Annotated in this window: 10 protein-coding genes; 5 read left to right on the forward strand and 5 right to left on the reverse strand. The window is 69.4% G+C overall.

Annotated elements, in window-relative coordinates; genetic code table 11:
* Nucleotides 1-24: 24 nt before the first annotated feature.
* Both DB354_RS02080 and DB354_RS02085 read right to left on the reverse strand, forming a co-directional pair.
* Nucleotides 25-648, reverse strand: a complete 624-nt coding sequence (locus DB354_RS02080) for a response regulator transcription factor (RefSeq protein WP_107833833.1) — start codon at nt 646-648, stop codon at nt 25-27.
* The gene (locus tag DB354_RS02085; protein ID WP_107833778.1) at nt 645-2,891 is read right to left on the reverse strand and encodes a histidine kinase; all 2,247 of its coding nucleotides are present in this window, start codon (nt 2,889-2,891) and stop codon (nt 645-647) included. Before DB354_RS02085 ends, DB354_RS02080 begins: the two co-directional genes overlap by 4 nt.
* A 177-nt stretch (nt 2,892-3,068) precedes the next feature.
* On the opposite strand from DB354_RS02085, the gene DB354_RS02090 reads away from it, so the two are divergent.
* Together DB354_RS02090 and DB354_RS02095 are read left to right on the forward strand one after the other, a co-directional pair.
* Entirely contained in the window at nt 3,069-6,008 is a 2,940-nt protein-coding gene (locus DB354_RS02090) for a TonB-dependent receptor plug domain-containing protein (protein ID WP_107833779.1), read from the forward strand.
* A 69-nt stretch (nt 6,009-6,077) separates the two neighbouring features.
* Nucleotides 6,078-7,496 (forward strand): glycoside hydrolase family 30 protein, encoded by a 1,419-nt coding sequence (locus DB354_RS02095; RefSeq protein WP_107833780.1) that lies wholly within the window; start codon nt 6,078-6,080, stop codon nt 7,494-7,496.
* On the opposite strand, the gene DB354_RS02100 is transcribed toward DB354_RS02095, so the two are convergent.
* Nucleotides 7,472-8,485 (reverse strand): LysR substrate-binding domain-containing protein, encoded by a 1,014-nt coding sequence (locus tag DB354_RS02100; RefSeq protein WP_107833781.1) that lies wholly within the window; start codon nt 8,483-8,485, stop codon nt 7,472-7,474. The genes DB354_RS02095 and DB354_RS02100 overlap by 25 nt on opposite strands.
* 60 nt (nt 8,486-8,545) lie before the next feature.
* On the opposite strand from DB354_RS02100, the gene DB354_RS02105 reads away from it, so the two are divergent.
* Entirely contained in the window at nt 8,546-9,586 is a 1,041-nt protein-coding gene (locus DB354_RS02105) for an aldo/keto reductase (protein WP_107833782.1), read from the forward strand.
* Nucleotides 9,587-9,639: 53 nt separating this feature from the next.
* Here the strand turns inward: DB354_RS02105 and DB354_RS02110 are convergent, their stop codons facing one another.
* Entirely contained in the window at nt 9,640-11,613 is a 1,974-nt protein-coding gene (locus tag DB354_RS02110; RefSeq protein ID WP_107833783.1) for a copper-translocating P-type ATPase, read from the reverse strand.
* Nucleotides 11,614-11,931: 318 nt separating this feature from the next.
* Entirely contained in the window at nt 11,932-12,840 is a 909-nt protein-coding gene (locus tag DB354_RS02115; protein ID WP_158277320.1) for an AraC family transcriptional regulator, read from the reverse strand.
* 129 nt (nt 12,841-12,969) lie between these two features.
* Here DB354_RS02115 and DB354_RS02120 point away from each other — a divergent pair, with 129 nt between their 5' ends.
* Nucleotides 12,970-16,221 (forward strand): TonB-dependent receptor plug domain-containing protein, encoded by a 3,252-nt coding sequence (locus DB354_RS02120; RefSeq protein WP_107833785.1) that lies wholly within the window; start codon nt 12,970-12,972, stop codon nt 16,219-16,221.
* A 177-nt stretch (nt 16,222-16,398) separates the two neighbouring features.
* On the forward strand, nt 16,399-19,434 hold the full coding sequence (locus tag DB354_RS02125; protein ID WP_199226772.1) for a glycosyl hydrolase: 3,036 nt from the start codon (nt 16,399-16,401) through the stop codon (nt 19,432-19,434).
* Nucleotides 19,435-19,436 lie beyond the last annotated feature (2 nt).

The following is a 19,436-nucleotide window of genomic DNA, read 5'->3' on the forward strand; positions in this document are numbered from 1 at the left end:
CATCGGCTTGGCCGAATTGCCGCCCTACAGTTCGATGATGCCGCGCTGGACGGCCGCGGTGACGGCCTCGGTCCGGGCCGAGACGTGGAGCTTGCTCAGGATGTTCTTGAGGTGGTCCTTCACCGTGTTCTCCGAGATGGCCAGGAGGCCCGCGATTTCCTTGTTGGCCCGTCCGCGCGCGATGTGGCGCAACACCTCGAGCTCGCGGGTGGTGAGCGCCTCGTAGTGGCTGCGGGCCGCGAGCCGGCTGGCGATGTCGTCCGGCACCCAGCGGCCGCCTGCCGCGACGGCGCGCACGGCGGGCAGCAGGTCGTCGCCGGTGGAGCTCTTGAGCAGGTAACCCCGGGCGCCCGCGGCCAGCGCACGATGGATGTCCTCGTCACCGTTGAAGGCGGTGAGCACGAGAATGGCGGCGTCGGGCGCCTGCTGGCGGATGCGTTCGATGGCCTGGATGCCGGTCAGCACGGGCATGCGTACGTCGAGGATGCTGACGTCGGGACGGTGCTGGAAAAACGCGTCGACGGCCTGGGCGCCATCGGTGGCCTGGGCCACGACCTGCAGGCCCGGCTCGGAATCGATGAGGGCGACCAGGCCGCTGCGCACGATGAAGTGGTCGTCGGCCACGAGGATGCGGAGGGGGCGGGTCATGGGGAGGGGGAGGCGCCGGCGGCGCTTGCGGTCGCGGCGCCGGGGCACGCGGACAGCGGCAGTTCGACGGTGATCTGCGTGCCGTGGCCGGGGCGGCTTTGGATCGACACGCGGCCGTCGAGGCGCTTCGCGCGCTCGCCGATGCCCACGAGCCCGAAGTGACCGTCGCGCGCGGGCTGCTGCGGGTCGAAACCGACGCCGTTGTCCTCCACGCGCAGCCGCAGGACGGGCGGGGCAAAGGACAGACGCAGCGTGACGCGTGTGGCCTGGGCGTGTTTGGCGATGTTGGTGAGGGCCTCCTGGGCGATGCGCAGCACGTTTTCCTCCATGACTTCGGGGAGGCGGACGGGGGTGCCCTCGATGTGGACGTCGAGGGTGATCGCGGTGCCCTGGACGAGTTGTTCCGCGCTGAGCCGGAGGGCGCCCGGCAGGTCGAACTGCTCCAACTCGCGGGAGCGCAGATCCCAGATGGAGCGGCGGAGGTCGACCTGGCTTTGGTGCAGCCAGTTGCGGGCAAACTGGAGATGCGATTCGGAGCCGTCGGGGTCGCGGCGGGCGAGCTTGGCTGCGGTGTTGAGGCGCAGGGCGATGCCGGCGAGCGTCTGCTCGAGGGTGTCGTGCAGGTCGCGCGCGAGGCGGGTGCGTTCGGCGAGCACGGCGCGGAACTGCACCTCGGCGGTCTTGCGGGCGGTCATCTCGACCTGCAGTTGGGCGGTGCGTTCGGCGACCTTCTGCTCGAGCGTGTCGTGCGCCTCCTGGAGCTTGCCGCGGGCCTGCTCCAGCTCGTGGACGAGGCGGTGCAGCGCGGCGTTCTTCTTCGCGACGGTGAGCAGCCACGCGAGGACGAACACGAGCAGGGCCGTGAGCACGGCGAGCCCGAGGAGCAGCCGGGCGGGGGTGAGCCAGCTCGGCCGCTGCAGCACGCGCCAGCCCGAGAGCGACGGCAGGAGCAGGCGCAGGGAGGTGAGCTTGCCGTTGGGATCGACCGTGAGAACGCAGATTCCGTCCACCTCCGCGTCGCTGCCAATCGGGATGCGGGCGAGCGAGGCGTCGCGCTCGGGCGAGATATGCTCGACGGTGCAGCTCCCGGCCGGCCCCTGCAGCATCCAGGTGGTGACGAAGCCGGCGGGCGAGCCGTCGGCGCGGATGTTCGGGCGGGTGGAACGGTCGAGGACGCGCCCGCGCAACGTGACGAGTTCGCCGTGGTGCTCGCCCTGCGCGATGGCGGCGGGCTGGACGCGCCGCGGAACCAGCGGGGCGGGCGCGCCCGGTTCCGCGCGGATCACGGCGTCGCGCAACAGCGGCAGGTGGCCCTCATATTCGAGAAACCCGGCCGCCTCGATGGTCGTGCCGACGGGCCAGCGTCCCGGCTGGGCGGTGACGATGCGCAGGCCGCCGGACGGATCCTGCAGGAACACGTCCTCGCGCGGCCGCTGCAGCGTGACGACACCCCGGACGTGCACCCGTTGCTCCGCCAGCCGGCCGCGGCGGTATTGCGCGACGCTGTTCACCGGGGTGGCCGGGCTCAGAAAGGGATCGGCCGGCTCGGCCTCGAGCACGGTGAAGTCCTCGAGCCGCGGCGCGTAGACCGCCACCGACGTCAGATGCCGCAACGCCCCGATGTAGTGGGTGGCCACGGTGCCGCGCACCCGCACGCGCGCGCCGACCAGGGTGGCCGGATCGGTCTCCGGGGGCGGCCGGGTGGAAACCTGCAGCCGGTGGCCGACGACGGCCAGGTCGACCAGCAGCCGCTGGTGTTCCAGCCGGGCGGTGCGCACCACCCCGGTGACCTCCACGCGCTCGCCGTCCTCGCCGCCCGTATTGAGATCCTCGATGCGCACGCGACGAGGCTCCGGCAGCGCGGCGCGGCCGGTTTTCCGCCACGTGGGCCGGCTCACGATCGGGGCGAACGCCCCCGGGTGGCTGACGCCCTCGATCGTCACGACGTCGCCCGGTTCCGGCGCGGGCGCGCCGTAGTTTTCCACGAACACGCCGCCGGTGGCGTCCTGCACGAAGAACTGTCCGCTCCAGTCGGGTTCGGCCGCGGTGACCACGCCGTTCAGCACGATGCGCCGGCCCTGGCTGGCCTGCTCGCCGGTCAACGACAGCACGGCTGCGGCGTCGCGCAGCGGTGCGGCGGCTGGGGCGGAGGGGGCGGACTCGGCGCGCGCCAGGACCATCGCGGCGAACAGGCCGGCAAGGACGGCAAGGCGGCCGAAGAGGAGTGAGGCCGGGGGAAACACGGGGTGGGGGAACCGGCAGCGTAGGCGCCGCCGCGGTCAGTTCACGTCAAAACCGGCCGATCGCGCCCACCCGAAAGGGGGATGCGGCGGGAGCGGGAAAATTGATAACGTACGTCACCCCTCCGGCCGGCCCCGGTCACGCGCGGCCCGGCTGCACTCCCCAACCCACCACCCCGCATGAACCCACCCCGGTTTGTCTCCCTGCTGGCGCTGACTCTCGCGGGCGCGACCGCGCCCGCTGCCCTGGCCCAAACTGCCACTTCCGCGCCGGCGTCGCCGGCGGCCGACGAGCCTGTCGTGCTCTCGCCGTTCACGGTATCCACCGACAAGGACCGCGGCTATCGCGCCACGAACTCCATCTCCGGCACGCGGCTGAACACTGCGATCAAGGACCTGCCGATGCCGATCGAGGTGATCACCGAGCAGTTCATGCGCGACACGGGTTCGACCGACCTGCGGCAGACGCTGCGCTACAGCTCGGGTGTCCTGCTGCAGACCCAGAACGACTACAACGCGCCCGCCGGCAGCTTCTCGACCGCCGCGGGGAAGATCAACAACCCCGAGGGCGCGACGGCCAACCCGGACCAGACCCACATGAAGATCCGGGGCTTCCTGACCGAGTCGGTGCTGCGCGACGGCTTCCGCCGGCAGAACTCGACCGATTCGGTGAACATCGCGCGCGTCGAAGTCGCCCGCGGTCCGGCGTCGCTCCTGTACGGCGTCGGCAACTTCGGCGGCGTGGTGAATTACCTGGTGAAGATGCCCGAGACCAAGCGGGCCGAGGCCGTCTCGCTCGCCGTCGGCAGCAACGAGTTCCTCCGCGCGACCATCGACGCGACGGGGCCGCTGACGGCGTCGGGCAAACTGGCGTACCGGGTGACCGGCGCGGTGCAGGACACGGCCTCGTACACCGACTTCAACACCGAGCGCCACGTCTTCGTCTCGCCGGTGCTCTCCTGGCGTCCCTTCACCGGCACGGAGATCGTCCTGGATTTTGAGTACGGCCGCCAGTGGCAGGACGGCATCGGCTGGCAGGACCTGCGCGCGGCGGTGTCCAGCTACGTCAACGACAGCGCCGGCTACAACGGCAACTTCCTGCCCATCCCCGGCCGCAACGTGCGGACCTTCCGTTGGAGCGGGCCCGACACCTCGCGGGACAGCACCGCCGGCAACGTGGCATTCAAGGTCACGCAGCAGATCGGCGAGCACCTGAGCTTCCTCGCGGGCGTGAATCACTCGACCTTCCGGTTCGACCAGCTCGACAACCTCGCGGCGCTGCAGACCGTCGCGAGCGGCAGCAGCGTGCCGGCTTGGGCGATCGCGCCGGTGAGCTTCGCCGGGCTGGCGTCCACGCAGTCGGGCGTGCCCGTCGGACCGCAGCCCGCGACGATCGCGTACCAGTGGGAGAAACGTCGGCAGGACAACACGCACGACCAGGTGCGCGTGGAGCTCAACTACCGGCTCAAGCTCTTCGAGCGCGCCTCGCGCTGGGCGCGGTGGGACAACTCCCTCCTCGGCGGCTTCAGCTATACCCGCGAAAAGAAGGACGACGCCACGCGGCAGACCCCGGGCGATGTCTCGAACTATCACAGCCCGGCGGACTACTCGTACTTCCGTTTTGGTCGGCAGGGCAACGGCTCGGCCGAAGCGCCGCTGGTCGAGTGGGACAACCTGCGCACCACGACGTCGAACCCGGCGCTGTACGCCGTTTACCAGGGCAAGCTGCTCGACGACCGGCTCACCCTGATCGCCGGCGTGCGGCGCGACCGCAGCTGGAACAACGTCTGGCAGTACAATCCCGAGTTTAATGCCAACGGCACGCCGCGCGGCGACACGGCGCCCTCGACCTCGATGGCCACGCCGAGCCGGGACACGACCTACCAGTATGGCGCGAGCCTGGATCTCACGCCGAACCGTGAGCTCGCGGTCTACGCCATGCATTCGGAAGGCGTGGAGCCCAACTACCAGGGCAAGCTCGACCTGTACGGCCAGCCGCTGCAGGCGGCACTGGCGAAGAACAACGAAGTCGGCCTCAAGTTCGACCTCTTCCGCGGCAAGATCTCCGGCACGCTGAGCAAATTCGAGATCACGCGCACCCGCGCCCAGGTGGGCAGCTCGAGCCTCGTCTGGTTCGCGCCGGTGGTGGCGAAGAACCTGCACTTCAACCCGAACAAGGACATCGTCTACAACGTCAACGACCTGAACCCGGCGACCAACGACTGGAACGGCGCGGTGGTCGCCTCGACGGCGCAGTGGAACGCGGCGGTCGCCGCCGGCGCGATCTACCGGCAGACGAACTCCGCCGGGAGCACCAACTGGTATGTCAATGCGTCGAAGCCGACGGGCGCCGCGTTCATGGACGCCGTCTTCCAGAACGTTTACGCGCTGAAGCAGTTTGGCTGGTGGGGCTGGATCTACACTGGCGCGGATCCCGGCAGCCTGCCGTTCGACAACCTCGTGAACAACGCGACGATGGACGACAACGGCGACCAGCGCAGCGTGGCGACGGGCAGCGACCGCTCGCGCGGCTGGGACACGCAGATCCTTTTCCAGCCCACGGACAACCTGCAGGTGCTGCTTACCTGGTCGCACATCGAGAAGGTCGTGCTCAACGCGCAGGCGTGGCCGAAGTATCCGTATCCCCAGGACCGCTGGGCGATCTGGTACGCGCCGATCTCATGGTCGGCCACCGCCGGCCGGCCGCTGGGCGAGGTGTACACCGACCCGCAGGACACCTCGACCTTCATCGCGTTTGGGGCGGGCCTGCCGATGGACGACACGCCGAAGAACCAGGGCACGGCGTGGATCAGCTACCAGTTCCCGAAGCTGTCGCGCTGGCACGGGTGGTCGTGCGGCGTGGGCGGGGCGTACGAAAGCCCGCGTGTGATCTATCCTGCGTACGGCCAGAACGCCCTCGACAACCAGGGCAACCCGATCTCGCTGCAGACCCGCAGCCGCACCGTCATCAACGCGATGGTGAAGTACGCGTTCCGGCTGCGCGGTCACGAATCGAGCGTGCAGCTCAACGTGGATAACGTGGCGAACGACCGGAAGCTCTACGGCTTCATCTACGCCGCGCCCCGGCGCTGGCAGCTCACCTTCGACTACAAGCTGTGAACCCGTGGCCCGTGGGGCGAGCCGCGTGCGCTCGCCCCGCCACACCCTGCCCCGTCTCCGTTTCGCATCATGCACCTGAAATCCATCCTCCTCCCGTGGACGGCCCTCGCCGTCCTGGCTTCCTCGCTCGGCGCCGCCTCCGGCTCCTGGTCGGTCCATGAAACCGCGCGCGACACCGACCGCCGGCTCGCGTCCGTGGCCGCGCCCGCCACGGCGGCGGCGACCCCGGCCGATGCGCTGCAGCTCGATCCGGCGCAGCGGTTCCAGCAGATGATCGGCTTTGGCGGCGCCCTCACGGAATCCTCCGCCTGGGTGCTGGCGCAGCTGCCGGCGGACCGCCGCCGCGAAGTCCTGCGGCGATACTACGACCCGCAGGAGGGCATCGGCTACACGCTGGCGCGCACACACCTGAACTCCTGCGATTTCTCGCTGCATATGTGGGCGCTCGACGAGACGCCGGGCGACTACGACCTGCACCATTTCACGCTCGATCCGATGCGGCGGTGGCTGATGCCCCTGCTGCACGATGCGCGCGCGGTCGCCGGGGCCGATCGGTTCAAGCTGCTCGTGTCGCCTTGGAGCCCGCCCGCGTGGATGAAGACGAACTTCCGGATGGACGACGGCGGCAAGCTGCGCGGCGAGTACCGACCGGCGTGGGCGAACTACTACGTGCGCTTTCTGCAGGCGATGCGGGACGAAGAGAAGCTGCCGGTGTGGGCGCTCACGGTGCAGAACGAGCCCGACGCGAAGCAGACCTGGGAGTCGTGCCTGTATTCCCCGGAGGAGGAGCGCGACTTCGTGCGCGACCACCTCGGGCCTGCGCTGGAGAAAGGTGGGTTCGCCGACGTGAAGCTTCTCGGCTGGGATCATAACCGCGACGGGATCGAGACCCGGGCCAAGGCGATGCTGGGCGATCCGAAGGCGGCAAAATACCTCTGGGGGCTCGGCGTGCACTGGTACGTGAGCGACGACTACGAGGCGTCCTCGCGGGTGCACGCCGCTTTCCCCGACAAACCCATCCTCTTCACCGAAGGCTGCTGCGAAGGCGGCGAGGCGCTCGGGCGCTGGGACCACGGTGAGACGTACGCCACGCAGATGATCGGTGACTTCAAGAACTGGGTCGCGGGCTTCCTCGACTGGAACATCGTCCTCGACCAGCGCGGCGGCCCGAATCACGTGGGCAACTTCTGTGATGCGCCGGTGATCGTGGACACCAACACCAAGGAGGTGCGGTACGGCCCGTCGTTCTACTACATCGCGCACTTCAGCCGCTTTGTGCGTCCCGGCGCGTACCGGATTGCGACGACGGGCGGGCCGGCCGGACTGGCCTCGATCGCGTTTCAGAATCCCGACGGCTCGCTTGTGGCGGTGGTGTTGAACAAGGGGGACCAGCCCGTGCGCTTCACGCTGGCCACGGGCGGGGCGCCGGTGGCGTGCACCATCCCGGCGCACGCGATCCAGACCTACGCCAGCGCGGCAGCCAACTGAGCGGCCGCGCGGCGTGGCCGAGAAGCGACGGCGTTGGCGAGCGGCGCGACCGGAGTTGATCCCGCGCGCGCCGCCGCCACGACCTCGCGCACCGCGCGGGCGAAGGCAACCGCGGCGGCGGTGCGGTGAGCGCCGCGAACCCAGAGCAGCCCGACGCGCCGCGCGCGCAGCGGACGACGGCCGTGCACGAGCGGCACGACCTGCAGGCTCGGGTGGCAGGACCAGCGGACTGAGCTCTCGGGCAGGAGCGTCGCCAGGGCCGTGCGCATGACGGTCGCGAGCACCGTGGCGATCGAGTTCAGTTCGATCCGCGCGGCGACCGCGACATTGAGCCGCGCGGCGGCCTCGTCGACGAGCTCGCGGGTACAGAATCCGCGGCAGAGGAGGACGAGCGGCTCACGCGCGATGGTGGCGAGTTCCACCGCGGCCTGGCCCTGCAGCGGGTGCCCGGCCGGGAGCACGGCCACGAGTCGCTCCTCGAACAACGGCTCCGTTTCAATGGGGGAACCGACGCGGGCGTGCAGGAGGCCGAGGCCCAGGTCGAGGCGGCCCGCCAGCAACTCCGCCTCGAGGGCGTCACTGGGCAGCTCGCGGATGCTGACGGAGACCTTGGGGTGGCGCTCGTGAAACAAGGCGACGGCACCGGGGACGAGCGCGACATCGACGGTGGCGACCGCGCCGACGCGCAGCTCCCCGGCGGCGAGGCCCTGGAGTTCGGCGATGGCGCGGCTCGCGTGACCGAGTTCGCGGAGGATTGTGCTGGCGCGCTCGCGCAGGACGACGCCGGCGGGCGTGAGCCGGATCGTGCGGCTGAGGCGCTCGAACAGCGGCGCGCCCATCTGCAGCTCGAGCTGCTGGATCTGGTGCGAGAGCGTCGGCTGCGAGACGCGCAGGGCGGCGGCGGCACGGCGAAATTGTCCGGCCTCGGCGATCGCGAGAAAGTAACGCAGGTGGCGGAGTTCGGTGATGCCCGGCTTGATCGCTGTCATCGATCGCTCCGATAAATTCAAAGGATTGGAGGAAGCAAACGGGCGGCCGGATATTGTCCGATGGAATACAGACAACTCGGCGGTTCAGGACTACGGGTGCCGGTGCTCAGCCTCGGCACGGCGACGTTTGGCGGCCAGGGCGACTTCTTTCGCGCCTGGGGCAGCACGGATGGCGCGGGCGCGCGGCGGCTCGTGGACATCGCGCTCGAGGCCGGCATGAACTTCTTCGATTCGGCGGACGTGTACTCCGGCGGTGCGGCGGAGGAGGTGCTCGGGCAGGCGATCAAGGGCCGGCGCGACCAGGTGCTGATCTCGACGAAGGCGGTGCTGCGCTCGGGTGACGGCCCGAACGACGTCGGCGCGTCGCGGTTTCACCTGTTGCAGGCGGTGGAGGCCAGCCTGCGCCGACTCGGGACCGATTACATCGACTACTTCCAGCTCCACGGCTTCGACGCGCAGACGCCGATCGAGGAGACGCTGCAGACCCTGGACGCGCTCGTCCGCGCGGGGAAGGTGCGCTATGTGGGTGCGTCGAACTACGCCGGCTGGCAGCTGATGAAGAGCCTGGCGTTGGCGGAGCGGTACGGCTGGCCGCGGTTCGTCGGGCACCAGGTGTACTACTCGCTCGTCGGGCGGGACTATGAGTGGGAGCTGATGCCGCTCGGGGTGGACCAGCGGGTGGGCGCGATGGTGTGGAGCCCGCTGGGGTGGGGGCGGTTGACGGGAAAGCTCCGGCGCGGGCAGCCGAAGCCGCCAAGCAGCCGGTTGAACTCGCAGGACGTCGTGGACGTTGGCCCACAGGTGCCGGACGAGTTCCTCTATCGCGTCGTCGACGTGCTCGATGCGGTGGCGGCGGAGACCGGGCGGACGGTCCCGCAGGTAGCCATCAACTGGCTGCTGCGGCGGCCGACGGTTGCGAACGTGATCGTCGGCGCGCGGAACGAGGAGCAGCTCCGGCAGAATCTGGGCGCGGTGGGCTGGGCGTTGACGCCCGAGCAGGTGGCGCGGCTGGACGCGGCGAGCGCCACGTCACAGCCGTACCCGTATTACCCTTACTGGGGCAAAGGGTGGTTCCGGGAGATCGCGCCGCCCCCGGTCTGACCCGATGTTCGGGCGCGCGTTTCGCCCTCGCCCGGGGCTCCGATTTCGGCGTCCTACAGCCGGGCGTGGCGGAGCCGGAGCGCGTTCGCCACGACGGTGATCGAGGAGATGCTCATCGCGATGCTGGCGAGCATCGGGCTGAGCAGGATGCCGAAGAAAGGATACAGCACGCCGGCGGCGACGGGCAGGCCGGCGAAGTTGTAGGCGAAGGCCCAGAAGAGGTTCTGCTTGATGTTGCGCAGCGTGGCGCGGCTGAGGTGGACGGCGCGGACGAGCGCAGCGAGGTCGCCGCGGACCAGCACCAGGCCGGCGCTGGCCATGGCGACGTCGGTGCCGGTGCCCATGGCGATGCCGACGTCAGCGGCGGCGAGGGCCGGAGCGTCATTGAGGCCGTCGCCGGCGAACACCACCTGCTCGCCGCGGGCGCGGTGCGCGCGGACGAGTTCCTGTTTGCGGGCGGGCGTGACGCCGGCGTGGTGGCCGTCGAGCCCGAGTTCACGGGCGACGGCGCGGGCGGTTTCGTCGCGGTCGCCGGTGACCATGACAACGCGGAGACCGAGCCGCTGGAGTTCGCGAATCGCCTGGGCGGTGGTCGGCTTGATCGTATCGGCGAGTTCGATGCGGCCGGCAAGTCGGCCGTCGACCTCGACGGCGACGAGGGTGGTCGGCGCGCCGGCCGTTGGCGCGGCGAAGCCCACGGCGTCGGACGCGCGACCGACAACCACCCGGCGACCGGCGACGGTGGCCTGCACGCCCATGCCGGGCTCGGCGCGAAAACCGGTGGCGGGGACGATCGCGAGGCCGCGTTCGCGCGCGGCGGCGACGATGGCGCGGGCGAGTGGATGTTCGCTGGCGGCCTCGGCGGCAGCGGCGAGCCCCAGGACCTCGTCGGCGCTCAAGGCGTCGGCTGGCGCGAGTTTGACCACGCGCGGAGAGCCGACGGTGAGCGTGCCGGTCTTGTCGATCAGGAGCGTGTCGGCGGCGGCGAGGCGCTCGAGGGCGGCGGCGTCCTTGACGAGCACGCCGGCCTGGGCACCGCGGCCGATGCCGGTGACGAGGGAGACGGGCGTGGCGAGGCCGAGGGCGCAGGGGCAGGCGATGATCAGGACCGCGACGGCGTTGAGCAGCGCGTGGAGGAAGCGCGGCTCCGGGCCGACGAGCCACCACGCCAGGAACGTGATGACGGCGATCGTGGCCACGGCCGGGACGAACCAGGAGGAGACGCGATCGGCGAGCCGGGCGATGGGCGCCTCGCTGTTCTGTGCCTCCTCGACGAGGCGGACGATCTGGGCGAGCAGCGTGTCGCGCCCGACGCGTTCGGCGCGGAAGGTAAAGGCGCCGGTGGTGTTGAGCGTGCCCGCGCTGACGGGGTCGCCGGGAGCCTTTGCGACCGGCACCGGTTCGCCGGTGAGCATGGACTCGTTCACCTCGCTGCGGCCCTCGGCCATCACGCCGTCGACCGGGAGGCTCTCGCCGGGACGCACCCGCAGGAGATCGCCCGGATGGACGGCCTCGACGGGAACGTCTTCCTCCTCGCCATTCGCGCCGATCCGGTGGGCGGTGCGCGGGGCGAGATCCATGAGCCCGCGAATGGCGGCGTCGGTGCGAGCGTGGGCGCGCTGCTCGAGGATCTGGCCCATGAGGACGATCGCGGTGATAAACGCGACGGCCTCGAAGTAGAGTGGCACGCCATGGTCGGTGCGCAACGCGGGCGGCAGGCGGTCGCCGAACAGGACGGCGGCGACGCTGAACGCGTAGGCTGCGCCGGTGCCGGTGACGATGAGCGTGAACATGTTGGTGTCCCGCTTGCGGATGGAATACCACCAGCGCCGGTTCAGCGGGGCGCCGGCCCAGAAGAAGATCGGCGTGGTGAGCACGAGCTGCGTCCACGCCAGCACCTGCGGGTCGAAGCGGTGGAAGAAGGCGGGCGCGAGCATGGCGCCCATGGCGAGGACGAGCACGGGCACGCCGAGGAGCAGAGCGACCCAGAGGCGGGGGCGCAGGTAGCGCTCGTGAGGGAGTCCCATGTAGACGATCTCATCGGGCGGGGGGAGGGCGGCCGCCGCAGGGCCAGATTGTGCATGCGAGGAGTGACCGTGTCCGTGGGCCGAATGGCCCGGGGAAGAAGGCGGCGTGTCGTTCATGAGCGCCGCAACCAATGCTCAGCCAGGGTGATTACGCAACGCGGGCGCAGGGAGGGCTGCGGGGTGGGGGCGCCCACTCCTACTCTTTCTCTTACTCGTACTCTTTCTCTTTCTCTTTCTCCCGCACATGGCCTTTGCCCACGGAACGAGAGAAAGAGAAAGAGGAAGAGTAAGCGAAAGACCGAGGCCGCCCTCACCCCCTCACTCCCCTTTTCTCGGCCGCGAGGCGGCGAGCTCGGCGCGCCAGTGTTCAGGCGAGCTGCCGTAGGCGCGCTTGAAGGCACTGGAGAGGTGGAAGCCGGAGCTGAAGCCTAGGCGGCTGGCGATCTCATCGAGCGTGGCGTCGGACGCCGCCAGCAAACGGCGCGCGCGGGAGAGCCGGAGATGCAGGACGTACTGCCAGGGGGCAAAGCCGGTGTGGGCCCTGAACGCGCGCCGGAAATGCGAGTAGCCGACGCCCAGCTGACGGGCGAGATTCTGGACGTTGACGGGGGCGGAGAGTTGGTCGGCGAGATAACGCTCGGCGGCGGAAATGGCCTTGAGCATGCGCGAGCGGGCGGGCTGCACGCGGCCGGCCTTTTCCCAGGCGGCGAGCAGGCCGAAGGCGACGGCGGCCAATTCCGGGTCGAAGCTGCCTTCGGCGACTCGGGCCCGGAGATGGACCGCCGCGAGTGCCTCCTCAAACCCGGACTCCGGCTGGATGACGCGCACGGCGCGGGTGGCGGCAAAAACCCCAGCGCGCCGCAGGGTATTGACCAGTGGCCCCTGGATTTCCGCCCAACTCTCCGTCCAACCCGTGTCGGGGTCCGGCCGGTAGCGGTGCCACACGCCCGGCAGCAGCGCGACGGCGTTTCCAGCCTCCAAGTGGCAGCGTCCGGTCGCCTGGGATTCAAAGATCCCGGAGCCCTCAACGATATACACCAGTTGCAGCGCCTCCAGCACGCGGCCGTGCTCCCAGGTAAAGTCGTGGTCGGCGGGATGGCGGGCGGGCGGGTAGGGCGACCGGGCCGGGACGCAAGTGCGTCCGGCGCCCGTGAGCCCGACGCCCCAGCGACGGACGTCGGGGCCGGCGGCGAAATAGCGAAAGTAGTCCGGTTCGGTGAGGGGCATTTCCTGTATGCGAATTGCCAGAACAAACATTCTTTGCCCGGCGGGCCTCGTGCTACTCTCTGCGTTGGGCATGTCAATTCAGCATAAGTATGCAAATTAACGCGCCCTGACCCAAACGCCCCTTCCGTCATGAAATTCCTCCGCGTTCCCCTCTGCCTCGGGCTGACCTTGCTGGCGGCCAGCCGCCTCGGTGCCCAGACCTCCGCCGCCTCGCCCAATCCGCCCGCCGCCGCGGCTGCCGCGGAGGAGTCCATCGTGCTCAGCCCGTTCGTCGTCTCCTCGGAGCGCGACAACGGCTATGCCGCCACGGACTCGTTGGCCGGCACCCGACTGCGCACCAGCCTGAAGGACATCGCCGCCTCCGTGAGCGTGGTCACCAAGGACTTTCTCGACGACTTGGGTGCGACCGGCGCGGCCGAGTTGCTGGTGTACACCACGGGCACGGAAGTCGTTGGCATCGGCGGCAACTACTCGGGTTCCACTCAGGAGACGGCCGCGCAGACCTTCGATCCGGTGCGCGAATCGACCAGCCCGTCGAATCGCGTCCGCGGCCTCGCCGGGGCGGACCAGACGCGCAACTACTTCCTCACGCCGGGCATCCCGTTCGACGCGTACAACACCCAGAGCGCCACCATCAACCGTGGCCCCAACGCCATCCTCTTCGGCTTCGGCAGCCCTGGCGGCATCGTCGAGAGCACGCTCATCGCGCCGCAGTTCAAAAACAAGGGCCAGGTCCAGGCGCGCATGGGCAGCTACGACTCCTACCGCCTGTCACTCGACCTCGAGCGCGTGCTGCTGAAGGACAAGCTCGCGGTGCGCGTCGCCATGCTGCGCGACAACAAGCACTACGAGCAGGAATACACCTTCCGGGAGCAGAACCGCTATTTCGGCGCGGTGACCTACAAGCCTTTCAAGGGCACGACGATCCGCGTCAACGGCGAGCTCGGTTACCATGATCAGCGCCTGCCGCGCGTCGATCCGCCGGTCGACAGCATGACCAGCTGGTGGACGTACGGGAAACTCTCCCGCGACAACAACTTTACGTCGACCGCGACGAAGAACTTCCAGCGCGCCAACAACCTCGACGGCATGGCGGGCAACTGGTCCCAGAACGTCGGCCTGATCTACGACGATCCGTCGAACCCGATCCCGACCGACGCCTGGGTGCCCTACGCCAACGCCCCCGGCATCACCTACCGCTTCCTCGCGCCGCGCAGCTCACAGGAGATCGCCGCCAACATCACCAAGGATCCGCTGGCCGGCTTCATGGTCGGCAAGCAACTGACCGACCGCTCGATCTTCGACTACCGCAGCCAGCTCCTGGACGGCCCGAACAGCGGCACCTGGATGGACTTCGACACCGAGAACATCGCGGTCGAGCAGCTCCTCTTCGGCGGCGACGTCGGCTTCGAGCTCGTCTACGACCGCCAGAGCGCCGACTCCGACATGCTGCGCGGCATCAGCAACAGCTACCGCGGCAACAACATCTTCATCGACGTGAACACCGTCACGGCCGACGGTCGCGCCAACCCAAACTTCGGCCGTCCTTTCATCGCGTCCAACGGCTACTTCAACCGCTACGAAAACCTCTTCGAGTCCGGCCGCGCCACGGTCTTCGCCAAGCACGATTTTGCCCGCCGCGGCCACAGCCTGTGGCGCCGGATCCTCGGCACCCAGACGCTCACCGGCATGTACTCCACGCTGAACCGCGAGCAGTTCACGCTCGGCGGTTATCCGCAGGTCGTCGCGCCCTCCTTCCGTGACGGTCTCAACGGCAACACCATCTCGACCAGCCGCAAGGTCTCCAGCGTCGTCTACCTCGGGCCGTCCCTCGCCAATGCCGCCACGCCCGCCGGCGCCAACCTCCGCGGCGTCAGCACCGTCCTGCTGGTTCCGTTCTCCGTCCCGGTGATGGTCGAGAATGTGAATACCGGATACAAGTGGGTGCGCCAGGACGTGCAGACCTACACGTACCCGAACGACCTCGAGTACCTCGTCACGAGCAACAGCGCCACGTCCAACAAGGCCGGCTCGTCCGTCGCCGTCTGGCAGGGCAACTGGTGGAACAACCTGCTCGTCTCCACCCTCGGCTGGCGGCGCGACCGCGTCGTCAGCGCCGTCGCGAACAGCTCGGAGACCAATCCCGACACCGGCGGCCGCTATCTGGCCCATGCCGAACTGCCGCCGGGCATCGTGACCCGGGAGTCGACCTTTAGCCACGGCCTGGCGCTGCACCTGCCGGCGAAATGGCTCAGCCGGCTCCCCGGCCAGCCCGGCCTCTCGTTCTACTACAACAGCTCGGAGAACTTCGACGTCACCGCCGGCGTCCGCCGCAACATCCTCGGCGACTACCTGCCGCCGCAGACGGGCGACACCAAGGAGTACGGCATCGGCCTGCGCGCCTTCGACGAGAAGTTCATCCTGCGCGTGACGCGCTACGAGACGACGCAGGACAACATGACCGACACTCGCGTTTCCGGCGTGCTCAACCGCGTCGTCGACCTCGAGTCCCGCATCACCGCCTCGCTCCCCAAGCAGTTTCTCGACTCGATCGGCTATGTCGGCTTCGACAGCCCGTCGGCCTCGCCGACGTTCAAGCGCTACCTCGACAACTACAAGTTCACGGTCGGCGCGGTGGAGGCGGACGGCACGCGCGACGCCACGTACACCGGCGCGCCGTCGGGCACGGTCGAGCTTACCAGCTCGGTCTCCAAGGGCTGGGAAATTGAAACCGTCATCAACCCGACCCGCAGCCTGCGCCTCTCGGCCAACGTCGCCCAGCAGGAGGCGGTGCGCGGCGACACCAGCCCGATCCTCACCGCGCTCGTGGCGGAGCGGCTGAAGCAGTGGCAGCTCCCCGCGCTCTGGCCGCTCACCCTCGCGGGCGGCGTGCAGCGCGTCGACTCGTACGCCACGCAGTACATGACCAACCCGCTGACCACGGCGAAGCTCTCCGCCGGTGAGCGCACGCCCGAGCTGCGTGAGTGGCGCGCCAACGGCGTCGCCAACTACACCTTCGGCCGCAACACCTGGCTCAAGGGTTGGGCCATCGGCGGCGCCGCCCGCTGGCAGGACAAGGTTGCCATCGGGTATCCGGTCATCAACGACCCGGTGCTCGGCCTCGTCACCGATGTGAAGCATCCGTTCATGGGTTCGGACCAGATCACCTACGATGGCTGGATCAACTACTCGCGGAAGATCTTCGGCGGCCGCGTCGGCTGGAAGATCCAGCTCAACGTCCGCAACATCCTGAACGACAACCTGCTCATCCCCGTGAAGGCCAACCCGGTCTACGTCGGCGATCTCTCCACCCGTGATGTCGCGGCGTGGCGAATCGGCGAGGAACGCACCTGGGAAGTCACCTCCACGTTCACCTTCTAGCCGTTCGGCCGTGCTCCGGCCGTATCGTTTCTCCGTTCCCGCCTGTCGCTCTGACGAAGGGTGTCGCCACCGACAGGCGGGGAACGGGTTCCCCCCGCCGGACCTGTGCCCGGCGGGTATTCGTTTTATCCCGGTGCCCGGGCGGATTCTATCCGCCGCCCATGCGTCATTCCTGCCATGCCTTCCGCTCGTATGCTGACCGAGACCCTCAGCTGCTGGGTGCGCCGCACCGCCATCACGGGCAGCCTGCTCGTGCTCCCGCTGGCGATGCGCGCGGCGCCATCCGGCCCGCCGGCTGCGGCCCCGACCCTTGCGGCGCCCGCGCCCGCTGACGCCCTGGCCCAGGGTTTCGTCCGCCCGGCGGATGCGGCGCGGCCAGTGGTGTTCTGGTGGTGGTTCAACAGCCACGTGAACCGGGCGGGCATCACCCGCGACCTCGAGCAGTTCCGGGCCAAGGGCATCGCCGGCGTCGTGTTGATCAACACGTCCACCGGCTTCGGCGCGGGCGCGATCCCCCGTGGCCCGGCGTTTCTCTCGCCGGAGTGGCGGGCGCTGTACCGCCATGCGCTCGACGAGGCGGCCCGGCTCGGGCTCGAAGTGGGCGTGAATCTCAGCACCGGCTGGTGCATGGGCGGCGCCTGGATCAAGCCCGAGGACTCCGGTCGCTGGTACCTGCAGGCGCAGACGGTCGTGACCGGGCCGACGCACTTTGCCGGCGTGCTGCCGCGGCCGGGCAACCGGGCGGGCTACGACAACGCGCGGCAGCTTCAGGTGAAGAACTTCGTCGACCTGCCGCTCGCGCAGGCCGACTACCGGGACACCGCGATCATCGCGTATCCCGAGCCGGATCCCGCGGCCGCGCGCGTGGCCGGCGATCGTCTCGCGGCGTTGCCGGCAAAGGCCAACCGGCTCGACGGGAGCAGCCACCTCACGGCGGACGAAGTCATGCGCCCGCCGCTGGCCCCGTGGGCCGCCGCCGCGGGCGACCAGCCCGTGGCGCCCGCGGCCATCGTGGATCTCACCGCGCGGGTTGACGCGACCGGCCGGCTGGAGTGGGACGTCCCCCCCGGCCGCTGGGTCATTCTCCGCACGGGCCACCGCATGACCGGCGCCCGCACGCTCTACGCGCTCCCCGAGGCGGAGGGACTCGAGATCGACTGGCTGAATGAACGCGGGGTCGACGCGCAGTTCGATCACCTCGGCAAGATCCTGCTGGCGGAGGCGGGACCGCACGCGGGACGAACGCTCCGGTATTTTCATGAGGACAGCTTCGAGGACGGGTTCCCCAACTGGACCGACAACTTCCTCGCGCGCTTCCGGCAGTTGCGGGGCTACGATGCCACGCCGTACCTGCCCGTGCTCAGCGGGGTCCTCGTCGGCAGCGCGGAGATCTCCGACCGTTTTCTGTACGACTATCGCCGCACCGTGGCCGACCTGATGGCCGACGCGCACTACGGGCGCCTTGCCGAGCGCAGCCATGCCGTTGGCCTCGAGGTGCAGAACGAGGCGGCCGGGCCCAGTTGGTCCGGGACGATGGGGATGGACGCGCTGAAGAACCTCGGCCGCAGCGACCGCCCGATGGGTGAGTTCTGGCAGGACAACTACCGCTTCGTGCAGGACGGCCAGAACCAGGTGACAAAGATGGTGGCAACCGCCGCACATATTTACGGCCGGCGCACCGCGTCGGCGGAGGCGTTCACCACCTTTGCGCACTGGAGCGATGATCCGGCCGCGTTGAAACCCACGGCGGACCGCGCGTTTTGCGAGGGCATCAATCGCATCGTGTTTCACACCAGCACCGCGACGCGCCCGGAGGACGGAAAGCCGGGCTACGAGTACGGCGCGGGCACGCACTTCAACCCGAACATCACCTGGTGGGAGCAGGCCGGCGCCTTCGTCGAGTACCTCAGCCGCTGCCAACACCTGCTGCAGGCCGGCCATTTCGTCGCGGACGTCCTGTATTACAACGGCGACGCGGCGCCGAATCTGGTCCGACCCCGGCACACGCCGGCGGACCTGGGCCCAGGCTACGATTACGATGTGGCGAACACCGAGGTGCTCCTGACGCGCCTCGCCGTGCGCGACGGGCGGCTCGTCCTGCCGGATGGCATGACCTACCGGCTGTTGGTGCTGCCCGAGAGCGAAACGTTGCCAGTGGAAGTCGCACGTAAGCTGCGTGAACTGGTGCGGGCGGGCGCGACGGTGATCGGCCCGAAGCCGGTGCGGGCGCCGGGACTGCGGGATTTTCCGGCGTGCGATGCCGAAGTGCGCACGATCGCCGCGGAGCTCTGGGGCCCGGCCGATGGGCACGCGGTGACGGCCAACCCGGTCGGCGCCGGCCGCGTGTACTGGGGGCGGACGGCGCGCGAAGTCCTGGCGGCGGACGGCATTGGCCCGGCGCTGCGTTACGACGAGAGCGCGGGCTCGCTCGATCATGTGCAGCGCACGCTGCCTGACGCGGAGGTATTCTTCGTGGTGAACCGCAACGCGCGCGCGGACCGCGTGGCCGTGACCTTCCGGGTGGCGGGGCGAGTGCCGGAGCTTTGGGATCCGGTTACCGGTGAGATCCGCCCGCTCCCGGTGTTCAGCGTCGCCGGCAATGAGACGACGGTGCCGCTCGAGTTTGCCCCGCATCAATCCTGGTTCGTGGTGTTTCGCGCCCGGCCCTCCACGCCCGCATCCGCCGCGGCGGACGCCGCGGCCGGGAACTTCGCGGCCTGGCGGCCGCGGCAAACGCTCGATGGCGCGTGGCGGGTGCGCTTCGACCCGCGCTGGGGCGGGCCCGGCGAGGTGACGTTCCCGAGCCTGACCGACTGGATCCAGAGCCGGGACGAGGGCGTGCGCTATTACTCGGGCACGGCTACGTATCGAAAGACCTTCCGATGGGACGGTACGCGGGCTGCCGGCAGCCAGCTGTTCCTTGAGCTCGGGACCGTGAAGAATCTTGCGACCGTGCGCCTGAACGGTCGCGCGCTCGGAACGGTTTGGTGCGCGCCCTGGCGGGTGGACGTGACGACGGCGTTGCGATCCGGCGACAACGAACTGGAGATCGACATAACCAACCTCTGGCCCAACCGGCTGATCGGCGACAAGTACCTGCCGGCCGCCAAGCGACTGACGCGAACGAATATTCCCCTGGCGGATGCGGCGGCGCTGCTACCATCGGGGCTGCTCGGGCCGGTGACGCTGACGGAGGCGACAGTTGCGGAATGAAC

Origin of the sequence: Opitutus sp. ER46 (assembly GCF_003054705.1) — a bacterium.
In the GTDB taxonomy this organism is placed as follows: Bacteria; Verrucomicrobiota; Verrucomicrobiia; order Opitutales; family Opitutaceae; genus ER46.